We start from the raw sequence: 20,447 nt of genomic DNA on the forward strand, positions 1-20,447 counted from the left end.
GTCGTGGCCGCGCGGGTTGTCAGCATCGAGGCCGACGGCGGTTCCCGGGGCAACCCCGGCCCCGCCGGCTATGGCGCAGTGGTGCGGGACGCGGAGACCGGCGAGGTGCTCGCCGAGCGCTCCGAGTCGCTCGGCACGGCGACGAACAACGTCGCCGAGTACCAGGGACTGATCGCCGGGCTGACCGCCGCCGCCGAGCTGGGCGCCGCCGAGGTCGACGTCCGGATGGACTCCAAGCTGGTGGTCGAGCAGATGTGCGGCCGGTGGCAGATCAAGCACCCCGGCCTGCGACCCCTCGCCGCCGAGGCGGCCGTGCTGGTGGGCCGCTTCGCCGCGGTCCGGTTCGCGTGGATCCCCCGCGAGCAGAACCGGCACGCCGACGCGCTCGCCAACGCCGCCATGGACGCCGCCGCCGGCCGACCCGCGCGGACCCCGACGACGGGCCAACCTCCGGCGACGCCCGCGACGGGCAGCGACCCGGCCACCGCGCCGGCCTCGTGGGAGCCGCGGCCGTCGTTCACCGCCACCCGGCTGATCCTGGTCCGGCACGGCGAGACCGAGTACACCGAGCAGCGGCGCTACTCCGGCCGCGGCGACGTGCCACTCTCCGCGAAGGGCCGGGCCCAGGCCCTGGCCACCGGCGCCCGGGTGGCCGCGCTGGCCCCGTCCGTCGCGGCCGTGCTCAGCTCACCGTTGTCCCGGTGTACGGCCACCGCGGCGGCGATCACCGAAGCGCTCGACGGCGACGTGCCGGTCCGCACCGAGGACGACCTGATCGAGTGCGACTTCGGCCAGTGGGAGGGTCGCACCTTCACCGAGGTGCGCGAGCAGTGGCCGGGGGAGATGGACGCCTGGCTCGCCTCACCCCGGATCGCGCCGCCGGACGGGGAGTCGTTCACCCACGTCGCCGAACGCGCGCATCGCGTCGTCACCGGGCTGGTCACCGCGTACCCCGGCGAGACCGTGGTGGTCGTCTCGCACGTCTCGCCGATCAAGCTGGTGCTGCGCGACGCCCTCGCGGCCGGCGACGGGTTCCTGCATCGGCTCTTCCTGGACGCGGCCGGCATTTCGGTGCTCGACATGTGGCCCGACGGCGGCATCGCGGTCCGCACGGTCAACGACACCGCCCACCTCGCCGCAATCTGAGCCGGCGCTCCTCGCACGTTCCCGCCCGGCTGGTCGGTCACGCCGTTCGGCGCAGCCGGTCGGCCGTTCGGCGCAGCACCCTCCGGGCGGGTCAGGTGACCGCCGTCACAGAGTCGTAGCCTCCGGCCGTTACATCGAGAGCCTCGACTCCCCGGAGGTGTGTCAGATGGCTGCACCGGAACCGGAGGCGCCGACCACGGCGCCAACCAGGGCGAAGGACCACAGCCCCTGGAACTGGTTGCTATTCATCCCCATCGTGGTGCCGCTGATCCCGGTCTTCTTCAATGGCGACTCGCCCCGGGTCTTCGGCTTTCCGCGCTTCTACTGGCTGCAACTGGCGTTCATCCTGCTTGGCGTCGGCACCACGACGCTGGTCTACCAGATGACGAAGAAGCGGGGTGGCTCCTGATGTGGCGTGACCATCTCACCGAGATCATCGTCTTCTCGTTCCTCTTCCTGCTGGTGAGCGTGATGGGCTTCGTGGCCGCCCGGTGGCGGGCGCCGAAGGACATGGCGCACCTGGACGAGTGGGGGCTGGGCGGGCGCAGCTTCGGCGGCTGGATCACCTGGTTCCTGGTCGGTGGTGACCTCTACACCGCGTACACCTTCGTGGCGGTGCCGGCTTTGATGTTCGGTGCCGGAGCGGCCGGGTTCTTCGCCGTGCCGTACACCATCGTGATCTATCCGCTGGTGTTCCTGGTGCTGGTCCGGCTCTGGTCGGTGTCGCACCGGCACGGGTTCGTCACCCCGGCCGACTTCGTCCGCAACCGGTTCGACTCGCCGGTGCTGGCCCTGCTGATCGCGATCACCGGCATCGTGGCCACCATGCCGTACATCGCGTTGCAGTTGATCGGCATCGAGGCCGTGCTCAAGACGATGGGGGTCACCGGCGACAACGCGGTGGCCCGGCACCTGCCGATCATCATCGCCTTCGCGATCCTGGCCGCGTACACCTACCAGTCGGGGCTGCGCGCGCCGGCGCTCATCGCGTTCGTCAAGGACAGCCTGATCTACATCGTCATCCTGGTGGCGGTCGTCTACCTGCCGTACAAGTTGGGTGGCTGGGGGGACATCTTCGCCGCCGCCGACGCGAAGTTCGACGCCTCACCCAGCCCGAACGACGGCATCCTGCTCAACGGCAACAACCAGCTCCAGTACGTGACGCTGGCGCTCGGCTCGGCGTTGGCGCTCTTCCTCTACCCGCACAGCATCACCGGTGTGCTGGCCAGCCGGAACCGTGACGTGATCAAGCGGAACATGTCGGCGCTGCCCGCGTACAGCCTTCTGCTCGGGCTGATCGCGCTGCTCGGTTACATGGCCATCGCGGCCGGTGTGAAGCCGCTGCCCGGCGCGAAGGAGGGCACGGTCGACAGCAACACGGTCGTGCCGCTGCTGTTCGACCAGCAGTTCCCGGACTGGTTCGCCGGTGTCGCGTACGCGGCGATCGGCATCGGCGCGCTGGTGCCCGCGGCGATCATGTCGATCGCGGCGGCGAACCTGTTCACCCGCAACATCTACAAGGAGTACCTGAAGCGGGACGCCTCCCCGGCCCAGGAGGCCAACGTCTCGAAGATCACCTCGCTGGTGGTGAAGGTCGGCGCGGTGGCCTGCATCGTCTTCCTCGACCCGCAGTTCTCCATCGACCTCCAGCTGATCGGTGGCGTGATCATCCTGCAGACGCTGCCGGCGGTGGCGCTGGGTCTCTACACCCGCTGGTTCCACCGCACCGGCCTGATCGTCGGCTGGGCGGTCGGCATGGGGCTGGGCATGTGGATGCTCTACCAGGTGGCCAGCCCGACCCGGAAGCACTTCGGTGGCTCGGCGTTCCCGCTGTCCGAGTTCGGGTTCGACACCACCAAGACGATCTACGTCGGCATCGTGGCCGTGGCGGTCAACCTGGCCGTGGCGGCACTGGTGACGCTCGCGCTGCGGGCCGCGAAGGTCGAGGAAGGGGTCGACGGCACCGAACCGGACGACTACTTCGCCGACGAGGGCGACCCTCGGGTCACCCCCGGTGCCGATCGCGACGCCGACTCGGCCCGCGAGCCGGTCGCCTGACCCCAGGCACGTACGCCCGGGCGCCGACGTGTGTCGGTGCCCGGGCGTACCTGTCCCGCGCCCTGTCCCGCGCCCGCGTCGCTCGCGTCTCCCGCGTCGCTCGCGTCTCCCGCGTCGCTCGCGCCTCCCGCGTCTCCCGCGTCGATCTTGCAGTTGTGGTGCCCAGCAGATGGTGATTCCGTCCTTTTGTCCCCCACCACAACTGCAAGATCGACGGGCCGGGGTGGGGTGGGCCGGGGTGGGGTGGGCCGGGGTGGGCCGGGGCGGGGTGGGGTTGGCGCGGTCTAGCGGCGGTTGCGGTTGATCAGGGCCTGGTTGAGGCGGCTCAGCAGACTCGCCAGGGTGGCCCGGTCCTCGGTGGTCCAGTCGGCCAGCATGTCGCCGTAGAGCCGGGTGCGGGCAGCCTGCACGACGGCCATCCGCTGGAGACCGGCCGGGGTGGGGGAGATGACCGTGCCGCGGCCGTCGGACGGGTCCGGCGTACGCGTGATGAGGCCGTCGCGCTGAAGCGCGGAGACCTGCCGGGTCACGGTGGAGCCGTCCAGGTTGAGGCGGTCGGCGAGCGCGGAGACGTTCTGTGGGCCGGCGTCGGCCAGGTGGCGCAGGATGACGTACGCCGCGCGGTCCAGCACCCGGTGCTCGGCGGTGCCGGTGGCCCGCCGGGTGGCCTCGCCGAAGCGCATCAGCAGGGCCACCTCGGTCTCGATCTGGCCGAGGGTGGTCTCGTCGTGGTCGTCGCTCATAGCTGTATGATACAGAATAAGTACCTGTACGATACAGCTAGTTGGGGAGTCGGAGTGGATCGGCGTACCGAACCGAACCGCAGTGCCATCTACGCCACCACGCTGGTGGCCTTTCTCGCCATCGCCGGCATCGCCGTCGTCGACCCGATCCTGCCGGCCATCGGCGAGGCGATCGGCGTCAGCGCCTGGCAGGTCGAGTTGCTGTTCACCGCGTACATCGCGGTCATGGCCCTCGGCATGATCCCGGCGACGCTGGCCAGCGGCCGGTTCGGCTTCAAGCCGGTGCTCATCACCGGCGTCTCCGTGGTCGGTCTCGCCGCGATCCTCGCCTCGTTCAGCGACAACATCGTGCAGCTCTCCGTGCTGCGCGGTGTCTGGGGGCTGGGTAACGCGATGTTCTTCGCCACCGCCATGGTGGTGCTCGTCAACCTGGCCGTCGACCGGGAATGGGTGGTCGGCCTCTTCGAGACCGCCCTCGGTCTCGGCTTCGCCGTCGGACCGCTGATCGGTGGTCTGCTCGGCGAGGTCAGCTGGCGGCTGCCGTTCTTCGTCTGCGGCGTCTTCATGGTCCTCGCCCTCGGCGTGGCCTCCCGCAAACTGCGCGAGCCCACCAACCGGCAGGCCCCGGTACGCGTCGGCCAGATCTTCGCCACCTACCGCCGGCCGGCGTTCATCGCCCTCTGCGTGGTGACCGCCGCGTACAACTTCGTGTTCTTCGTGGTGCTCGGCTACACGCCGCTCTTCCTCGGCCTGGACGTCATCCCGCTGGGGCTCGCCTTCACCGGCTGGGGGCTCGGCCTGGCCGCCGGCATCATGGTGATCGGCCACCGGCTGGCCCACCGCATCGGCGCGGTGCAGACCGTCGGCGTGGCCATCGCCGGGCTGCTGGTCTGCATGGTCCTCTTCGCCACCTCCCACAGCACCGCCGAGGCGCTCGTGGTGCTGGTGCTCGCCGGACTCTGCATGGGCCTGGCCAACGCCAACCTCACCGACCTGGCTCTCGGCCTCGGCTCCAGCGACCGGCGCGTCGCCACCGGCGCGTTCAACCTGGTCCGCTGGGGTGCCGCAGCGCCAGCACCGATCATCTCCGGCAAGCTCGCCGAACACTCGCTGTCGTTGCCGTTCTGGGTCGGCTTCGGGGTGCTCGCCGTCGGTGTGCTGGTCTACCTGGCCTTCGCGCACCTGATGGCCGCCGGCTATGGCGAACGGGTGCTCTGGTCCCGCTGGAACCGCGCCGCCGCGAGCACCGAGAACGCCGCCGAGGAACCGGTGGGCGAGGCGTACTGAGCGGGCACCCGCCGCGCCCTGCGGGAGGCTCAACTCAGGGCGCGCCAGAGCAGGTACAGGCCGATCGTCGTGCCGAACACCACGATCAGCGTCTTGAGCAGCACCGGCGGCAGCCGGCGCACCAGCCGGGCGCCCGCGTACCCCCCGATCAGCGTGGCCGGCGCGACCACCGCGACGGCCGTCCAGTTCACCGGGCCGAACACGGCGAACACCACGAGCGTGGTCAACCCGACAAGCGCGGAGAGCAGATTCTTGATCGCGCTGACCCGCGCCAGGGTCGCATCCAGCACCAGGGCCAACCCGGCGACCAGCATCACCCCGAGGGCCGCCCCGAAGTACCCGCCGTACACCGCACCCAGCGCGACCATCGTCTGCACCGTGACCGTCCGCTGGCGCGGGGACAGATCCCGGGGGTGACCGACCAGCCGGCGCAGCGGGTCCTGGAAGGCCAGGACCGCGGTCGCGCCGAGGACCAAGAAGGGTACGACCAGCTCGAACGCGCGGGCCGGGGTGGCCAGCAGCAGCAGCGCGCCGAGAATCGTGCCGACGATCGTGGTGGGCAGCAGCGTGGCCAGGGCGCGGGGGCGCGGCAGGTCCATCCGGCTGCCGGCCACGCTGGCCAGGTAACCGGGGAACACCGCGATGGAGTTGCTGACATTCGCCGCGACCGGGGGCAACCCGACCGCGATCATCGCCGGAAACGTGATCAGTGAGCCACCGCCGGCCACCGCGTTGACCGTGCCAGCGGCGAGTCCGGCAGCGAGCAGCAGCGCGGCGTGGGAGAGATCCATAGCCCCACGAGGCTAGCCGCTGCCCGACCGGGAGGGCCCGCCGGACCGCCGCCCTTGAGCAGCGCGATCTTGTGCGGGCGGGGCGGCAATACCGGCAGTGCGTCCGTCGTTAGGATGAGAGCGCGACGGACGAGTCGACCGGGCGGTCGCGTCGGCGGGCTTCGGCCCGCCGCCGAGGAACGTCCGGACTCCACAGGGCAGGGTGGTTGTTAACGGCAACCCGGGGCGACCCGCGGGACAGTGCCACAGAAAACAGACCGCCGACCCCATCGGGGACGGTAAGGGTGAAACGGTGGGGTAAGAGCCCACCAGCACCCCGGGTGACCGGGGTGGCTCGGTAAACCCCACCCGGAGCAAGGCCAAGCAAGGGCCGTCACCGCAAGATGACGACCCGGCGCAGACGCTTGAGGGCTGCCCGCCCGATGTCTGCGGGTAGGCCGCTGGAGCCTGCCGGCAACGGCAGGCCGAGATGGATGGCCGCCGCCGGCGCAAACCTTTCGGGGTACGCGCCGCGCACAGAATCCGGCGTACAGGTCGACTCGTCCGTCGCCCACCAGGCCAGGCGCCCCGATATGGTGGCTGACCTGCTGTTTCTTCGGGCGCTGATGGTCGTCGGTGGTTGTCTCTGGTCAGCGTTTGACGGCCCGGTGACGGCCCAGACGGCCCAGAGACGGCCCAAGAGCAGCCGTCCGCCGGATGGCCACTCAACGACCAACATCTGTCAAAGCTATTTACTGCTCGTCATCGATCAACTACAGATCCTGTATGAAGATCCTTCGGCGGTACTGGGGGCTGCTGGCTCTCTTGGTGTTGATCGCCGTCTGGTGGTCCGGCAACGCCGGCCCTGAGCTTCTCTATGTCCTGTCCGCCGGAGTGGTCATTTGGTCGCTGCTTCAGGCACCCGCGTGGTGTGGTGCCGGTACCCGCAAGCGGGGAGCCTTCTGCCGCAACAACTCCTACGGACTGCTGCTCGGGTGCCACCTACGCGAGCACAGATGGCAAAAGTTCAAGCTGCTCTTTTGGAATCGCCGATGGGCCGAGTTCACTCGCGGGACCTGGGCTACCCCAGCTTCCAGGTTGGCGACCGTGACGGGTCTGGTCGGGACCGTCTCGGCCATCGCCACCGGCATCAAGGACTTCGCGTTGAGTTGAAGCGGAACCTAGAGCCGCCGTCCCGCCACTAGCGTGAACCCCCGCGACACCTGCTCACACGGCGTCTCGGGCTGCCATCGTTGGTGGCTGGTTGACGACGTTTGACATTGTCTTGTGCCCCCTGTATGCCCCACGGGCGAGATGCGGCAGCGCTTGCAGGGCCTCCCGGACCAGCGAATTAAGAGGCACAGCCGGAGTCGCTGCCAGACGACCGCAACCTCGGCGACGTCGTCGGCCTGGACTCGGCTCAAGCCGTCGTTGGTTGCACCGGTTGCTGTCGGGGTTGCTGCCGCAGCGGAGCGCCCTGACGTCTCGCTTACAAGAAACTGCGCGCCTCGGTCGGAGGCGTCCGTGTATGTCGGCCACCTCGGGCTGCCATCCGTATGGCGCTGGCCGCTGTCGCCCTCGTCCTTGGCCAGGTGCTGTCAGCGTTGCTGTCGACTGCAAAGCGGACCTGTTTCGCCGTGGAGGGGGATAGGAACCCGATCTGTCGTTAATCCGACCCGCGCTTCGGATCAAATGGGACGAACAAACGCATGACCGTCCTCAACCCATCGCTGAAGACACCCAATCCACGCCGTTGTTGGGTCATTGCAGATACCGCTGTCAAGTAAGATCAGTGAATGGCGCTCCCCCTTAACGCTCAAGAGTTAGCCGAAAAGTATCCGGCCCCAGAGTTCCGAGCCGCACTGAGAAGGTTGCGAAGAATACACGTATTCCTCGAGAAAACGATCATCCCCAAATCTTATCGGGTATCTACAGAACTTCACACGCCCATCAAGTTGACACCATATGGTGAAAGAGTCTTCCAAGCTCTAACGCGAAAGCAGGTTCCGTACCCGGAGGCTCGCCTATTGTGTTTCCTTGAAATGTGGCACACGGAGCTTCTTGTTGACCCCTTAGAGACAGACGCCGACGCCCTCACGAGTGCAATCAGTAAGGAAATCGAGCAAAAGAAGATCCGGTTCCCCTTTACCCATGGAAGGCTGCTCTACGATCGGCTTGCAGATCGCGAGCGTCCGGATAGGAACTACTTGCCTGAGGCCGAGACATGGGCGCTGCTGCAGGATACACCGCAGGGGATAGCGCAAATCGGCACTATGGTCGCGGGTCCGTACGGAATACTCAAGAGCAAGGAGGTCAGAACCCTTCAGCCAGACAGGCGGGTGGCTTACCACTGCTCCGATCTATCCTGCAATGATCTGCACCGATACTACCTATTAACTTCCACAGAAGCCGAGATTAACGAAAACAGGTCGAAGATTTCCAAGGAGATGGAGAGGGAGAGCAAAGAGGCGAGCAAGTGGGCAGAGTTTCTCGCGAACACCAACAAAGATGCTGACTCCTTAATCTATGACGACATGAACGGCGATCCGCTGCCGTTCCTGATCGGCGACACGCTCGATCTAGATGAACAGAAGCTGCTTTTGGGATGGTTGTTCGACAACACGGCTGGTGAGCTTCGGGAAACCGTTCGCGGTCTAGGGATGCAAGGTAAAGCCCAAAGTATGTGCGGGCTACTAGGCTCAGCTGAGGTGATACAACTAATCTGCCTTGCATCAAATAAGCAGATAATTGCAGGCCTTGACACGCTCGTACTCAAGGGCACAATCAAGATTCCGGAGAACGAAACTCGCGCTCCCGTGCTCAACGCCTTCGCGATAGGGCCCTATGGCCTATGTGGAGAACTCAATCGTTACGGGGTTCGACTTCGAGCAAGATCCTTGAATGCCGCACCCCTGCGCCTCCGGCGGCTCGTTGGCCAAATGTATCCCCTCGATAGCGAGCCGGACCGCCAAGAGTTGGACTGGCAGTTACGCGAGGAGACTGCCGAGAGACTTGAGGCAAAGATAGACCAGTATCTGAGGCGGCAGACCCCGCGCGAGGCGGTATCAACACTTCTACTCGCACGTCGAAGCAATGTAGTAGTTGCCACGGAGAAGCTACAGATCCAACAGGACCTGCTCACGACTGATGAAGATAGAATCAACTCAACCCTGTGGAAATTGGGATATTCAATCAGCGATTCCCTCGATCCTCATGCCCAGTTCTGGCGTTATCACGAGGCTATAGACCAGACATGTCGCCAGTCAATGTTGAACCCGCCAAGCGCGGACATGGAAGAGATCCGGGAGCGCTCCGTCAACTACTTCGTCGCCTTGGAGGAAATTCTCCGCGACAGTCTGACGTACACCACTTGGGCGTTGACGTCCGATCATTACGCCAGCGACCGCCGTTTGGTATTCAGGCCACATATACACGCAACTGCAGCGCTAGAAGGGCTAAGGTCTTTCCTCTCTCAACACGAGAGCGATCATCCAATCGATCTCACGGAGCCCGTGAATCTATATGCCCTGACTCGTGGCTTCCGAGTACTTGCCGACCATCTCAGTCACCTAAGCTCGGAGGAGGATATTCATCGACGGCCAGAAGGAGATCTTCCGGGGTGGGCGAAGGTAAGACAGGGCCTACAGGTATTTCCGTTCCTGCACACCCACCTCTTTCTTGATTTAGCACCAGAGAGCCGGGAGAAGATCCTGAGCGATCTTAAGGAAATTAGTAGAGCACTAGTGGCGGCGGAGGTCAGCGACGTCCGCAACTCCCTGCTTCATCCCCGGCCAGCCGATCTGAATCGCTTGAGGGGCGCCTTGGATTCGATCGAGGGTGCGGTGCGACTGATTCAGCGATCGGGATACTCCAGGCAGGTGTTTCGGCGTATCAAAAGGGAGGTCGACGAGAGCGGCCGAGCAACCAGTCTATTGGCAAACACGTATGGTGAAACCGCTTTTTTGCATTCCCCATCTCACTTCGAATGGGCTGAATTTCCCGCCACAAAGAGGGGACTGCATTTCATGACGGCAGCCTTCATGTCTGACCCGCCGGAGACGCTGAGATTCGAGACGAACTCGCCTTCCGCGTACTCAAAGCTGTGGGAGAACTACCCCCGCCGGCCGCAAAAGGTCGAAGCCTCTAGCGGTCTAGCGTACTCAGTGACCCGGTAGGGAACTCCGTTAACGACTCGTGTCGTCCCGTCTGCCGTCGACCCGCCCACTGTGGGAGCGGGCCGGCGCCCGGCAGGCCATCGTCAAGCGGACCTTGACAGCTCGTACGAACGCTGGCGGGCCGGGCGGTGGTCTGCTCGCTTGTCCGGGTCGATGGCAGACGGGATGATCTACCGCAACCACCACGGACCCGGCGGCTGCCGACGATCTTCGGCCGTCCCGGAGCCGGAGCGCCCCCGCCGGAGGCGCAGTAGCCGCAACCCCGCTCGGCGCGCCTGCTCGCCGACGAGGCCGGCGTGCGCCCGCTAATCCGCGCGGTCCTGGCCCCGCGTGCCCTGCCGACTGCCGGCCCACCACCTAAAAGGCTCAACGACCTGTCGTTCTGCGGCGGCCCTCCGGGCTTCCCCGCCTTTGCGCCAGCGGCCGGGCGTCAGGCGTGACGGCCGCAGAGCGACAGCGGCAGCGGCCGGCGCGCGCCCAGGCGGCGGCGCGTGCGGCCCGTTGCGGGCCGCCTTGAAGACGTACAGAAACTTTGAACCACTCCGCCGTGGAGCCCGACACCGCCGGCAGTCCGGCCGGCCCGGTCAGAGGCCGAGGCTTCCCTGATGCTCGCCGAACGATCGGGTGAGGCTGTCGAGAGCGGCTTTGCCCTTCTGGGCGGTGCCGAGTGAGGGTTGGCCGATGACGCCGCGCGTGGTTGTCCGCTTCGTTGCAACGGCGGAGGTACCCAACAAGTTCATGGTCGTTCATGTTCATCCGCCCATCCTGGCGCGGTGGACGGGCCATCGGACATCCGCCCATTGGCAGATCCGGCGGCGCCGACGGCCTGATGCCTTGTTCCCTGGCACGTGAAGCACGAGGATCGCGCTCACAACGCGACCGATAGTCTGTTCGGGCTTGCGACTCGGGCTCCGGGACCGCGCCCGTGACAGCGCTGTACCTGACGGCCAGACTCGTCCGGGTGGAACTCGTTGAGTTGGGTGTGGTCGTTGCCCCGTCCGGTGTCCTGGTTCTCGCGACGGTTGGGCACCTCGACTACATCTGGCCGAGCATCGGGGAGCGGCTTTCGGATCGTGCGGCGGCGGTTGCTGCCACTGGTGGTGGCCATATCCAGGAGTGGCTGTTCGAGGCGATCGTCGTACCTGTCAACGCCGACCGTCGACTCCCCGTGCTGGCGGCCACCCAGCCGTCGCCGGCCTTCGGCGAGCCCGCCATCACGATGCTTGAGGTCCGCCTGGGCGGAGGAGGCGCCGGCCGGTTGCTTGGTGATCTACCGGCCGACCGGTGCGGCATGGTCCTGGGGGACGCCGTCGCGCTCGATTCGTGGGCCGGCCCGTCCGTGGAGCCAGGTACCGACTACGACAACTTTTGCCGGTTGGCTGCCGACCATCCGCTGCATGTTGGATCGGTCGAGGTTGCCGGCTGCCCCGTCCTCGGCATCGGCTGGAACGGAGGCGACCACTCGATGCGGCATCGGGGAGAGCGGGCGGCGGGTCACGTCTACCCCGCGACGATCACCAGTGGCCACTCGTCCGGGGCCGTTCTGCGCTGGCATGTTGACCCCGCCAAGGTCCGATCTGAGACGGCGTAAGGGCGGCGTGATCCCCGCTGACGGCCTGAGCGGGGGAGCGGTGGACCTGGTGGCTCCGCCAGGCTTTATGGTGGCGCGCGGGAGCGGGGTGTGGACTTGGGAGATGTCCTCGTATCTGGATTTCTTCGTTGACTTCGCGGTCAGCGGCATGGTCCTTGGCGTCGGTCTCGGCTCCCGTCCGGACGACTGGCCGGGCGTACTGGGGTCCGATTTCGATGAGGGGTCGTGGAACGATCGCCATCTGGTGCGGCAGTTCGGGTTCGTCGACGCCAACTTCCATGACGGATCGGGCGAGTGGATCTGTGATTCCGTCGGCGTCAAGCCATGGAAGTTGCATCGGTTCGACGACATGATTCCCAAGGCGATCGGCAGTCGGTACGGGAGCTTCCCGCCCCGGGTGCCGTTCGAGGAGGTGGCCGACCGGCTCGGCAGTGCGGGCGTGGAGATCTATCACGTCCGCCGGGTACATATGGCTTCCCTCGAACATTATTGGATACCGGATGGCAAGGTCATGTTCTGGTTGATCTCCGACTACCAGCTGGACGACTTCCCCGCGTTGCGGCTCGGGGACGTCTATGCGGTGTCCACCACCACCGGCGTCGACCTTGGGGCGGAGCGGCTGACCCGGTACCGCTGATGGGGCATCACGTCGATTGCTCCTGAGCCGCGGGCAGGCCCGTGCCGCCGCTGTGGCACGCTTCGGTGATGATCGAGCTCGCGGACATCGAGGCGGCTGCCGACCGGATCGCCGGCCAGGTGGTCCACACGCCCACCGTGCCCAGCCCCGGCCTGTCTGAGCTCCTCGGCGTGCCCGTCACCGCCAAGCTGGAGCTGCTGCAACGTACCGGGTCGTTCAAGGCGCGTGGCGCGGCGGCGAAGCTGCTCGTCCTGGACGACGCCGAGCGGGCGGCGGGCGTGCTGGCGGTCAGCGGCGGCAACCACGGCATCGCGGTCGCGGTGATGGCCGGCGCCCTGGGCGTGGCGGCGACCGTGGTGATGCCCCGGACAGCGCCGGCGCGTGCCGTCGAGGTAGCCCGCGCGGCCGGTGCCGACGTCCATCTGACCGACGGCATGGCCGCCGCGTTCGCGCTCATGTCCCGGCTGCGGGAGGACGGCCTGACCCTGCTGCACCCGTTCGACGACCCGGTGGTGCTCGCCGGGCAGGGCACGGTCGGACTGGAGCTCGCCGACGACGCCGGTGAGCTGACCGACGTGCTGGTCAGCATCGGCGGCGGGGCGCTGATCTCCGGGGTGGCCGCGGCGCTGCGGGCACGCCGGCCGGGGGTACGGATCTGGGGTGTGGAGACCGAGGGCGCGCAGGCGATGTCGCAGGCCCTGGCCAAGGGTGGGCCGGTCGAGGTGCCGCTGTCGTCGATCGTCACCACGCTCAGCGCGCCGACCGTCTCGCAGCTCACCTACGACCACGTGACAGCCCTGGTCAGCGACGTGCTCGTGGTCTCCGACGCCGAGGCGGTGCGGGGGACGGTGGAGTTGGCCGAGCATGCGAAGGTCTGGGCCGAGCCGGCCGCCGGATGCCTGCTGCCGGCCGCCCGCCGGGTACGGGAGCGGGTGGGTGACGATGCCCGGTTGGGCCTCGTGCTCTGTGGCGGCAACTCCACGGTCGCCGACGTGGCGTCGTGGACGGCACGCCTGGGGGCCTGAGCGCCCTCGGGTGATCCCTACGGCGTGGCTTCGTGCCCCGGCATCCCGTGGCTACGCCGTCGCTCCTTCATCTCCGCTTCGTAGATGTGCCGCCGTCCGCCGGCCAGCTTCTCCCGCGCATCCCGCTCGATCTCCTGGAACGTGGCGTAGTAGCCGTCGTCGAACTCCTCCACGATCTGGAAGGTCCAGCGGCCGGGCAGGAGGTTCCGGCCCAGTAGCTCTTTCTCCACGCGGTTGGCGACGTCGTCGTGACCCGCGTCGCGCAGCAGCTTCACCACCCGATCGAGGGTGAGGTCGGCCCCGCCCACGAGCTGGTGCGCCGAATACAGGTGGCCGCGTACCCGATGGATCGTCTCCATCGCCTTGCTGAGTTCGCCCAGCGCTTCGACTGTGGTGTCGTCCAGCCCTGCTGGGCGGGAGTGCTGTTCGTCGGTCGAATCCTTGCTATTCACGACATTCCCCTACCCGCTGGGGATCCTGCTACTCGTACCCCACTGCTCCTCGCTCCGGAATCTCATTCAGAGGGAGCGGATTTCCTCGAGGACGACTCGGCCGCCCACCTCGACGGTGTCGTCCGGGCCAGGTCGGGTCAGGATCTGCGATCCCTTGCCCTGCCTGATGTCCAACGCGCGGCGCAGTTCGGCGGTGAGCACGATCGCGGACGCCCCGGTGGCCTCATCTTCGATGATGCCGTCGCCCCGGCGGGGAAATCCCCTGGTACGTACCCGACCGGCGGTGCGGTCCTGCCACGCCCACGCGTACAGCCATCCCTCACCGGGCGGCGGAGCCGGCAGCCCGTCGACCACCTCGGCCGAGGCGTACTGCTGCATGAGCCTGTCGGGCGCCCACTGCGCGCGACCCCTGATCCAGGTGAACTCGCCGTCCTGCCAGGTTGGCACCGGACCCGCCGGCGGGTGCAGGACTGCCGGGCCGGCGTGGAGCCGACTCAGCAACCAGGACGTGCCCACCAGGGGATGCCCGGCAAACGGCAGCCGCACGCTCGGCGTGTGGATGTCGACGACCCCGCTCCCGGCGTCATCGACGAAGACGGTCTCGCTGAAACCCAACCGCGCGGCCACGGTTTGACGGTCCTGCCCAGGAGCCACGGCAGGGCCGTCGAGAACAACGCCGAGCGGGTTCCCGTACCGACCGCCGGGACCGCAGAACACCCGGAGTACGTGGAGATCTGGCACAAGCGATGCTATCGAGGCGCGGCGCGCGGCATGATGCGCCGTTCCCCGGTGTCGGCCATCGAGTGCAACATGCCGGCGGCGAGCGGGATGAGCCGGGCAAGACCGGGTTGGTTGTTGCGCCGGGCCAGTTCGGGGCCGAGCCTGGTCATCAGCCGGGTCAGCGCCGGCAGAGGGCGGATGAAGAGCGTGATCTCGCTGATCAGGCCGTCGGCGGCCAGGCGGAGGCGCTGCGCTTCGTACAGGCGCCGGTCGCCGATCCGGGCTTCGTAGAATAGCGCCACGGTACGACCCTCGGCGACCTGGTCGGTGTAAGTGATGTCCTCGATCGTGGCCAGGGCCACCTCAAGCAGATCGCGTACCTGTTGGCGACCGTGGAAGGCGAACTGCTCGGTGATCGGCGAGACCAGTGTGACGTCCGGGCTGAGAGCCGCGACCGCCGCCGCGGCGTCACCTGCCTCGCCGGCGGCACGCCATGCGGCGACTGCATGGTACGGCTGATTCACCGATACTCCTTCCGAGTGGGCACCTTCGATGACGGCGGGAGGCTCATCGGTGGAGTGCTCCGATGCGGAGCCGGTTGCCGTCCGGGTCGACCACCTCGAACTCACGTCCCCAGTCCTTCTGTCCGACGGCTCCCACGCCGCAGGCAGCCGCCGCCGCATCGATGTCGTCGACGTACAGGTACAACAGGGTGTCTGGCCGCGCATCCCCGGTGTGCTCCGACAGGTGGATCTCCACGTCGCCGCGGGTGATGCTCACGTAGAGCGGCAGGTCAGAGGCGAACCGGTGCTCCCACTGCTGCACGAAACCAAGGCGGGAGTACCAAATCGCGGCGGCGTTGGCGTCCGTGGTGCGGAGGACAGGCGCAAGGCGTTCGGTCATCCAGGCAGTCTGGCACCGAGGTCCGACGAGAGGGCTCCGGTTACCGCCGCTCGGCGACCTGAGCGACGAACGTGGCCCAGGCTGCTGGGGCGAAGCGCAATGCCGGGCCGGCCGCGTCCTTCGAGTCGCGGACGGCCACAACACCGGGCAGGTTGCTCGCTACCTCGACGCAGTTCCCGCCGCTCGCGCCGCTGCGGGTGGACTTGCGCCACCGGGCGTTACTGAGGTCCATGATGGCTCTCAACTTCCTTCAGCAGGTCGATGGACTGCCGGCGCGGTAGCGCCTCGTTCCGGACGCTCTCCCACCTTGCCTGAAGCGTAGCTACCTCATCGTCCTTGTCGATGACGTCGCCGCCAAGCTGGTTTTCGAGGTGGCCAACCCATACGCCCTCGCTGGACCGAGCCAGCGCGAACGGCCCGGACAGCCCGATGTGCAGACCGCTGGCGATTGGGATGACGTGGACGTGAACGTGGGGGAGTTCGGCCATCGCAACCAGGTGGGCGACCTGCTGGGCCATGATCCCGCCCAGACCATCACCCGTGCGCCGTATCGTGGCTTCGTCCAGCACGGCGACGAACTGCGGCCTGCGCTCGCCGGTCAGGATCGCCTGCCGGCTCATGCGCCCCTGCACGCGCTGCTCAACTTCGTCATCGGTGAGGCTTTCGACGGTTCGTAGGACGGTGCGGGCGTAATGCTCCACCTGGAGTAGGCCGGGGATCAGGTTGGGCTCGAAGTAGCGGAGTTGTGTCGCTTCGCGTTCAGCATCCAGCCAGGGCAGGAACCATGACGGTGCGCCGAACTTCGTCGCCAGGCGCTCGAAGAGTCCGCCGTTGTTGAGCGCCCGATCAGCGCCCTTGATGAAGTCGATCGTGAGCGCTCGCGTGGCACTTTCTACGGCGCTGACATGTGAGGCACTGAAACCCGCAGCGCGGCCGAATGACTCTTGCGTCATGCCGGAAGCCCCGCGGGCGCGGCGGATCTCGCCAACGATGAACGTCGACAACGGGCCTGGTACGTCAGCCATTCAATGCCCCTCAACTCAAAGGTCGACTACCCGAGGTGCCACACGTTGGAACTCTGTTAGGCCAGGTCAGCCCAGGTGCCGGGCGCACCTGTCGAGCGTAGTGGTCTCCACAGCAGAGTGTCACCAGGCGGCGCGGCCGTAAGGACGAAGAGGTCTGGCGGTCGTGTTCGTAGCGGGGCCGCTCCCGGTGGGCGAGCACTCACGGGAGCGGCCCCTTCCCAACGACACCAGGGGGAGACCGTGTCCGACAACATGCCCGAGAAGCGCAAGCCCCCGAACCCGGATGCACCAGACGGCGTGAGCCGCGCTGTGGCGTACCCCTGGGGGTCGTGGTGATCGGGTCGATGAGGGCCGGCGATGTGGTCCTCCTGACCACGGCGGCGAGCGTGCAGTTCCTGCGCCCGATCTTCGTGCGCGTGATCCGTGAGCTGCCCGAGCGGCACACGTACGACGGTTGGGTGTGGATTGAGGGGTACGAGCTGAACGCCGCCGGTGACGCGGTGGCGCGGCGAGAGTTGTACGTGCTGCGTGCGGGCGTACGGCTCCAGGCCCAGCCCGCGGCACCGACCAAACCCGCCAGGCGCCGGCCCGTCCGCCGGGGTTCGGTGCGGGTCGGATGACCGCCCGCCCTCGCCCACACCTGCCGATGCGCCCGGCGTGGCTGTGCCGAAACTGCGCCGCGCCCTGGCCGTGTGGCCGGGCTCAACTGGATCTCGCGGCCGAGTTCTACGGTCATTCGATCGCCCTGGCGTTCTACCTGGCCGCGTCGATGCACGAGGCGATCGACGACGTACATGGTCTGGGTCTGCGTCCGAACCTGCCGGCCATGCACGCCCGGTTCCTCGGGTGGTTGTCCCTGGCCCGACGGCCTCGCCGGCCCGGTCGAGCCTGAGGTCCCGTGCGTCGGGCTTGCATCTGATACCTGGGTACAGGCTTACCGTCGACGGTATGAGTGATCGCCACGTCACGACTGACGACGCCCGGGTGCCGGAGGCGTGCACCCTCCCGACGGCGGAACGGCCGCTGCGGCTCGCCGAGTTCGATCAGTTCTGCGCCGCTGCGGTGCGGGGCCTCGACCGGCTGTCGGCGCGGCACCTGCGGTTGCGGCTGGATGGTGGTGCGCGGGCCGAGGAGATGGCGCGGGACCTGACGGCCCGGGAGTCGTCCTGCTGCTCGTTCTTCACGTTCGACCTCTCCCGGCCGGACCCCGACTCGCTCTCGCTGGACGTCCGGGTGCCGGCGGCCCACGTCGACGTGCTCGACGCCCTCGCCGAACGGGCCGTGTCCCTGCGGGATCAGAGGTGACCGGGTCGGGCCTGCGCAGCGGTCAACTGGCCGATGCGGCAGGAGTCAACCAGCAGACGCTGCGCTACTACGAGCGCCGAGGTCTGCTCGACTCGCCGCAGCGGTCGCCGGGCGGGCACCGGCTCTACCCGCCCGAGACGGTCACCCTGCTGCGGGTCATCAAGGCCGCGCAACGCCTGGGATTCACCCTCAAGGAGGTTGCCGACCTGCTCGACGCCGGCCGGCACCGGGGCCGGTCCGACACCGGCCTCCAGGCGCGGGCCAGGGAGAAGCTCATCGAGGTCGAGCAGCGGCTGGCGGACCTGACGGTCATCCGCGACACCCTGCGGGACGCCATCTCGGCCGGTTGTGACGACCTGGTCGCCTGCGCCGACAGCGCCTGCTGCCCCCTGCCCCTCCGGTGATCGGATGGATCAACTCCGGGGCGGGAAGCCGTGCTCACACTGACCAACGACTGTCCGAGCTGACTTTGCGAGGTCGCCTAGCCTCGGCTCGTGGACGACACACTCCTTCGCCGGCTCCGGGTCGAGCAGGCCCGAGCGCTGCTCGACAACGCCGACCCGCACCACGCGGTGATGCTGGCCTGCGACCTGCTGGTGGCCGGCGTCGACGGCGAGGCCGTGGTGGCGCTCGCGTCGGAGTCAGCCCGGACACTGCCGGTGCATGACGCGAACCGGCGCCTGGCGGCGGTCCTCGCCGAACTGGGGCTCGGGGAGCCAGACCTGCCGACCGCGGTGGCACTGATCGCGGCCGACACCGCCGAGCGGATCCTCGACGGGAGCATCACCGCCGAGGTGGGGACGCACGGTCTCTACGTGGTGGGATACGAGGGCAGCCAACTGGACGACCTGCTTCCGGCCGTCAGCGCGCTGGCCAGTCGTCTTGAGGACGACCTCCACGGACGGGCCGACGACGAGCTGCGGACCCAGCTCGCCGCGCTCGCGCGGACCATCCTCAACCGCGCCCGGACCCAGGCAGGTAAGGGCGGGTGAGTCAGCAGCGGGGGGCGTTGAGCGGGGCGGCACCGGCGAGCGCTTCGACGGTCGCCGTTGGCGCGACCGATTCGGACGGGGTCGGCGAGGGCGCGATGCTGGGGGACGGCGGGGCCGAGGGCGAACTGCTGGGCGTGGGGGCGGCGAGGGCGGCCGTACTGCGTTGGACCTGCTTCGTGACCATCCGGATGGCGGTGGCGGTCGCCTGGCGCCCGTACACGTCGGTGACCCTGATGCTGTACGGCCCGGGGCCGAGGCCGCCCTCGACGGTCCAGTAGTTGTCACTCTGGCGGGCCGCCTTGCGGAAGCCGCCGCCGGGTCCCTTCGCCTCCACCGACCGGAGCGGGTTGCCGTGGTTGCCGACCTGCACCGCGAACCAGTACCGCGAGGCGCCACCCTTCATCCGGAAGGTGAGGCCGCCGTCGAGCGGAGGGTTCACCACCGCCCGGTACGTCACCTGCGCGATGCCCTGCGCCCGATCGGCGATCTTGGCGAACGCCTCGTCGGAGAGGTCGATCTTGCCGGTACCGCACCCGCCGCACTGGTCCATGACCATGACCCGGACGCTGCCCTTCGGACCGGTCACGTCCAGGTAGCTGCCGCAGGCCGCGGACCCGGAGTACGCCGACGAGCCGAGGGCCACGTAGAGCCGGTCTGCCGGTGGACCCGGGAAGGAGCAGTTGCCGCCCGAGCGGCCGGCGTCGTAGAAGCTGGCCTTTGCCTTGTGGACGGTGTTGCCCGTCGGTGGGGCGGCGCAGGCCGGGGTGGCGCCGCCGCGGACGGCGAGGGTGATGCCGAGTACGGCGGCCAGAGCGGTGACTCCGGCGCCGGCCAACAGGTGTCTGACCCGCCGATTCCGCCGGGGTGCGCCGTTGGTGCCGACCGGGGTGTCGTTCTCGGGAGCCGCGTCTGGTGCCGTCACGGCGCCTGATGTTGCCGCACGGCGCTGTGGCAGCGCAAAGCCGTCCCACCGAACGTCACTCGCCGGATCGGCGAGGGCGCAATCCGTTGAGAGCGCTGGTGGCAACCAGGTCGGCGCACTCGGCAGGTCGGACCGCTTGCTGGGCCGGGCGAGGAACCGCCGGCCGATCCGACAGAGTGGCACCAGCCGCGTTGCGGCTTCCTTTTACGGTTTGGCCATGAACCGTCGACGGCCCAGCCGAAGCTTCCTGCGGGTGTTCTCGGCGTTCTGTCTCGTCTTCGTGATGACGCTCACGACGCTTGCCGCCTGGTCAGCCTTGGACGAGCGCCGTGGATCGGAGGTAGAGGCCGAAGTGCTGGACGTCGAGCATCGAGGGCCTCGAACTTTCGTGACGGTCCAGTTCAGTACGAGCCGTGGCGAGGTCTGTGAAGCACGCTTCCGCGTGGCAGTCGGTGCTAACCGGTCCGTGACCATCGGCAAACGCATCCGCGTCCACCATGCCAAGAGCGACCCCTGCGCCAGGGTGCGTGAGGTCGGCGATCGATCCGGGTGGTTCATCCTCCTCATCGCGGTGGTACTTCTGATCGCCTTCAGCATCATGGCCTACGTCGCCTGGCGCCGGCCACGACCTCCGCTCCCACTCCGCTACGCGGGCATGCCCTGAGAAGTCGAACCAGGTCGCAACCGAGGAAAGGG

General features: G+C 67.8%; 24 protein-coding genes and 1 other RNA gene. 16 read left to right on the top strand and 9 right to left on the bottom strand.

What is annotated here, in order from left to right:
- Nucleotides 1–3 precede the first annotated feature (3 nt).
- From AB0O48_RS25290 to mctP, 3 genes are all read left to right on the top strand, one after another.
- The gene (locus tag AB0O48_RS25290) at nucleotides 4–1,146 is read left to right on the top strand and encodes a bifunctional RNase H/acid phosphatase (RefSeq protein WP_365068693.1); all 1,143 of its coding nucleotides are present in this window, start codon (nucleotides 4–6) and stop codon (nucleotides 1,144–1,146) included.
- A gap of 166 nt (nucleotides 1,147–1,312) precedes the next feature.
- Complete coding sequence (locus AB0O48_RS25295) at nucleotides 1,313–1,555, top strand: DUF3311 domain-containing protein (protein ID WP_238647498.1); 243 nt, start codon at nucleotides 1,313–1,315, stop codon at nucleotides 1,553–1,555.
- Entirely contained in the window at nucleotides 1,555–3,204 is a 1,650-nt protein-coding gene (mctP, locus tag AB0O48_RS25300; RefSeq protein ID WP_357571398.1) for a monocarboxylate uptake permease MctP, read from the top strand. The genes AB0O48_RS25295 and mctP overlap by 1 nt, the downstream gene beginning before the upstream one ends.
- A 284-nt stretch (nucleotides 3,205–3,488) precedes the next feature.
- Here the strand turns inward: mctP and AB0O48_RS25305 are convergent, their stop codons facing one another.
- Nucleotides 3,489–3,947: a MarR family transcriptional regulator gene (locus AB0O48_RS25305; RefSeq protein WP_357571399.1), complete on the bottom strand. Its 459-nt coding sequence runs from the start codon at nucleotides 3,945–3,947 to the stop codon at nucleotides 3,489–3,491.
- A 54-nt stretch (nucleotides 3,948–4,001) separates the two neighbouring features.
- Between AB0O48_RS25305 and AB0O48_RS25310 the strand changes: the two genes are divergently transcribed.
- The gene (locus AB0O48_RS25310; RefSeq protein ID WP_365068696.1) at nucleotides 4,002–5,234 is read left to right on the top strand and encodes an MFS transporter; all 1,233 of its coding nucleotides are present in this window, start codon (nucleotides 4,002–4,004) and stop codon (nucleotides 5,232–5,234) included.
- A gap of 29 nt (nucleotides 5,235–5,263) precedes the next feature.
- On the opposite strand, the gene AB0O48_RS25315 is transcribed toward AB0O48_RS25310, so the two are convergent.
- Entirely contained in the window at nucleotides 5,264–6,025 is a 762-nt protein-coding gene (locus AB0O48_RS25315; RefSeq protein ID WP_357571400.1) for a sulfite exporter TauE/SafE family protein, read from the bottom strand.
- Nucleotides 6,026–6,155: 130 nt separating this feature from the next.
- Here AB0O48_RS25315 and rnpB point away from each other — a divergent pair.
- From rnpB to AB0O48_RS25345, 6 genes are all read left to right on the top strand, one after another.
- An RNA gene (rnpB, locus tag AB0O48_RS25320) (RNase P RNA component class A) lies at nucleotides 6,156–6,571 on the top strand.
- A gap of 219 nt (nucleotides 6,572–6,790) precedes the next feature.
- On the top strand, nucleotides 6,791–7,177 hold the full coding sequence (locus AB0O48_RS25325; RefSeq protein WP_365068699.1) for a hypothetical protein: 387 nt from the start codon (nucleotides 6,791–6,793) through the stop codon (nucleotides 7,175–7,177).
- Nucleotides 7,178–7,800: 623 nt separating this feature from the next.
- The gene (locus tag AB0O48_RS25330) at nucleotides 7,801–10,179 is read left to right on the top strand and encodes a hypothetical protein (RefSeq protein ID WP_365068701.1); all 2,379 of its coding nucleotides are present in this window, start codon (nucleotides 7,801–7,803) and stop codon (nucleotides 10,177–10,179) included.
- A 961-nt stretch (nucleotides 10,180–11,140) separates the two neighbouring features.
- On the top strand, nucleotides 11,141–11,770 hold the full coding sequence (locus AB0O48_RS25335; RefSeq protein ID WP_365068702.1) for a hypothetical protein: 630 nt from the start codon (nucleotides 11,141–11,143) through the stop codon (nucleotides 11,768–11,770).
- 103 nt (nucleotides 11,771–11,873) lie between these two features.
- Nucleotides 11,874–12,407, top strand: a complete 534-nt coding sequence (locus AB0O48_RS25340) for a hypothetical protein (protein ID WP_365068704.1) — start codon at nucleotides 11,874–11,876, stop codon at nucleotides 12,405–12,407.
- Between the two features lie 68 nt (nucleotides 12,408–12,475).
- Entirely contained in the window at nucleotides 12,476–13,432 is a 957-nt protein-coding gene (locus tag AB0O48_RS25345) for a threonine/serine dehydratase (protein WP_365068706.1), read from the top strand.
- Nucleotides 13,433–13,449: 17 nt separating this feature from the next.
- Here AB0O48_RS25345 and AB0O48_RS25350 read toward each other — a convergent pair whose 3' ends face one another.
- The 6 genes from AB0O48_RS25350 to AB0O48_RS25375 all read right to left on the bottom strand — a co-directional run bounded on the left by AB0O48_RS25350 (nucleotide 13,450) and on the right by AB0O48_RS25375 (nucleotide 16,532).
- Nucleotides 13,450–13,884, bottom strand: a complete 435-nt coding sequence (locus AB0O48_RS25350; protein ID WP_357244946.1) for a hypothetical protein — start codon at nucleotides 13,882–13,884, stop codon at nucleotides 13,450–13,452.
- A 66-nt stretch (nucleotides 13,885–13,950) separates the two neighbouring features.
- Nucleotides 13,951–14,625, bottom strand: a complete 675-nt coding sequence (locus tag AB0O48_RS25355; protein ID WP_365068709.1) for a PhzF family phenazine biosynthesis protein — start codon at nucleotides 14,623–14,625, stop codon at nucleotides 13,951–13,953.
- An 8-nt stretch (nucleotides 14,626–14,633) separates the two neighbouring features.
- Nucleotides 14,634–15,128 carry a nuclear transport factor 2 family protein gene (locus tag AB0O48_RS25360; protein WP_365068711.1) on the bottom strand — a complete coding sequence of 165 codons (495 nt, stop codon included), beginning with the start codon at nucleotides 15,126–15,128 and terminating at the stop codon, nucleotides 14,634–14,636.
- 43 nt (nucleotides 15,129–15,171) lie between these two features.
- Nucleotides 15,172–15,507: a glyoxalase superfamily protein gene (locus tag AB0O48_RS25365; protein WP_365068713.1), complete on the bottom strand. Its 336-nt coding sequence runs from the start codon at nucleotides 15,505–15,507 to the stop codon at nucleotides 15,172–15,174.
- Between the two features lie 40 nt (nucleotides 15,508–15,547).
- Nucleotides 15,548–15,739, bottom strand: coding sequence for a DUF397 domain-containing protein (locus tag AB0O48_RS25370; RefSeq protein WP_365068715.1), 192 nt, complete (start codon nucleotides 15,737–15,739; stop codon nucleotides 15,548–15,550).
- A complete protein-coding gene (locus tag AB0O48_RS25375; protein ID WP_365068717.1) occupies nucleotides 15,726–16,532 on the bottom strand; it encodes a helix-turn-helix transcriptional regulator in 807 nt (268 codons plus the stop codon). Before AB0O48_RS25375 ends, AB0O48_RS25370 begins: the two co-directional genes overlap by 14 nt.
- Before the next feature lie 344 nt (nucleotides 16,533–16,876).
- On the opposite strand from AB0O48_RS25375, the gene AB0O48_RS25380 reads away from it, so the two are divergent.
- The 5 genes from AB0O48_RS25380 (at nucleotide 16,877) to AB0O48_RS25400 (ending at nucleotide 18,829) form a co-directional block, all read left to right on the top strand.
- Nucleotides 16,877–17,152, top strand: a complete 276-nt coding sequence (locus AB0O48_RS25380) for a hypothetical protein (protein ID WP_357571406.1) — start codon at nucleotides 16,877–16,879, stop codon at nucleotides 17,150–17,152.
- Nucleotides 17,149–17,424, top strand: coding sequence for a hypothetical protein (locus AB0O48_RS25385; RefSeq protein ID WP_357571407.1), 276 nt, complete (start codon nucleotides 17,149–17,151; stop codon nucleotides 17,422–17,424). The genes AB0O48_RS25380 and AB0O48_RS25385 overlap by 4 nt, the downstream gene beginning before the upstream one ends.
- A gap of 56 nt (nucleotides 17,425–17,480) precedes the next feature.
- Complete coding sequence (locus AB0O48_RS25390; RefSeq protein ID WP_357571408.1) at nucleotides 17,481–17,837, top strand: hypothetical protein; 357 nt, start codon at nucleotides 17,481–17,483, stop codon at nucleotides 17,835–17,837.
- A complete protein-coding gene (locus AB0O48_RS25395; protein WP_357571409.1) occupies nucleotides 17,834–18,241 on the top strand; it encodes a MerR family transcriptional regulator in 408 nt (135 codons plus the stop codon). Before AB0O48_RS25390 ends, AB0O48_RS25395 begins: the two co-directional genes overlap by 4 nt.
- Before the next feature lie 90 nt (nucleotides 18,242–18,331).
- Nucleotides 18,332–18,829, top strand: a complete 498-nt coding sequence (locus AB0O48_RS25400; protein WP_365068720.1) for a hypothetical protein — start codon at nucleotides 18,332–18,334, stop codon at nucleotides 18,827–18,829.
- Nucleotide 18,830: 1 nt separating this feature from the next.
- Here the strand turns inward: AB0O48_RS25400 and AB0O48_RS25405 are convergent, their stop codons facing one another.
- Nucleotides 18,831–19,751: an expansin EXLX1 family cellulose-binding protein gene (locus AB0O48_RS25405; protein WP_365068722.1), complete on the bottom strand. Its 921-nt coding sequence runs from the start codon at nucleotides 19,749–19,751 to the stop codon at nucleotides 18,831–18,833.
- Between the two features lie 217 nt (nucleotides 19,752–19,968).
- On the opposite strand from AB0O48_RS25405, the gene AB0O48_RS25410 reads away from it, so the two are divergent.
- Entirely contained in the window at nucleotides 19,969–20,415 is a 447-nt protein-coding gene (locus tag AB0O48_RS25410; RefSeq protein ID WP_365068724.1) for a DUF3592 domain-containing protein, read from the top strand.
- The last annotated feature ends 32 nt before the right edge of the window (nucleotides 20,416–20,447 follow it).

Origin of the sequence: Micromonospora sp. NPDC085948, assembly GCF_040686315.1 — a bacterium.
GTDB lineage: Bacteria > Actinomycetota > Actinomycetes > Mycobacteriales > Micromonosporaceae > Micromonospora.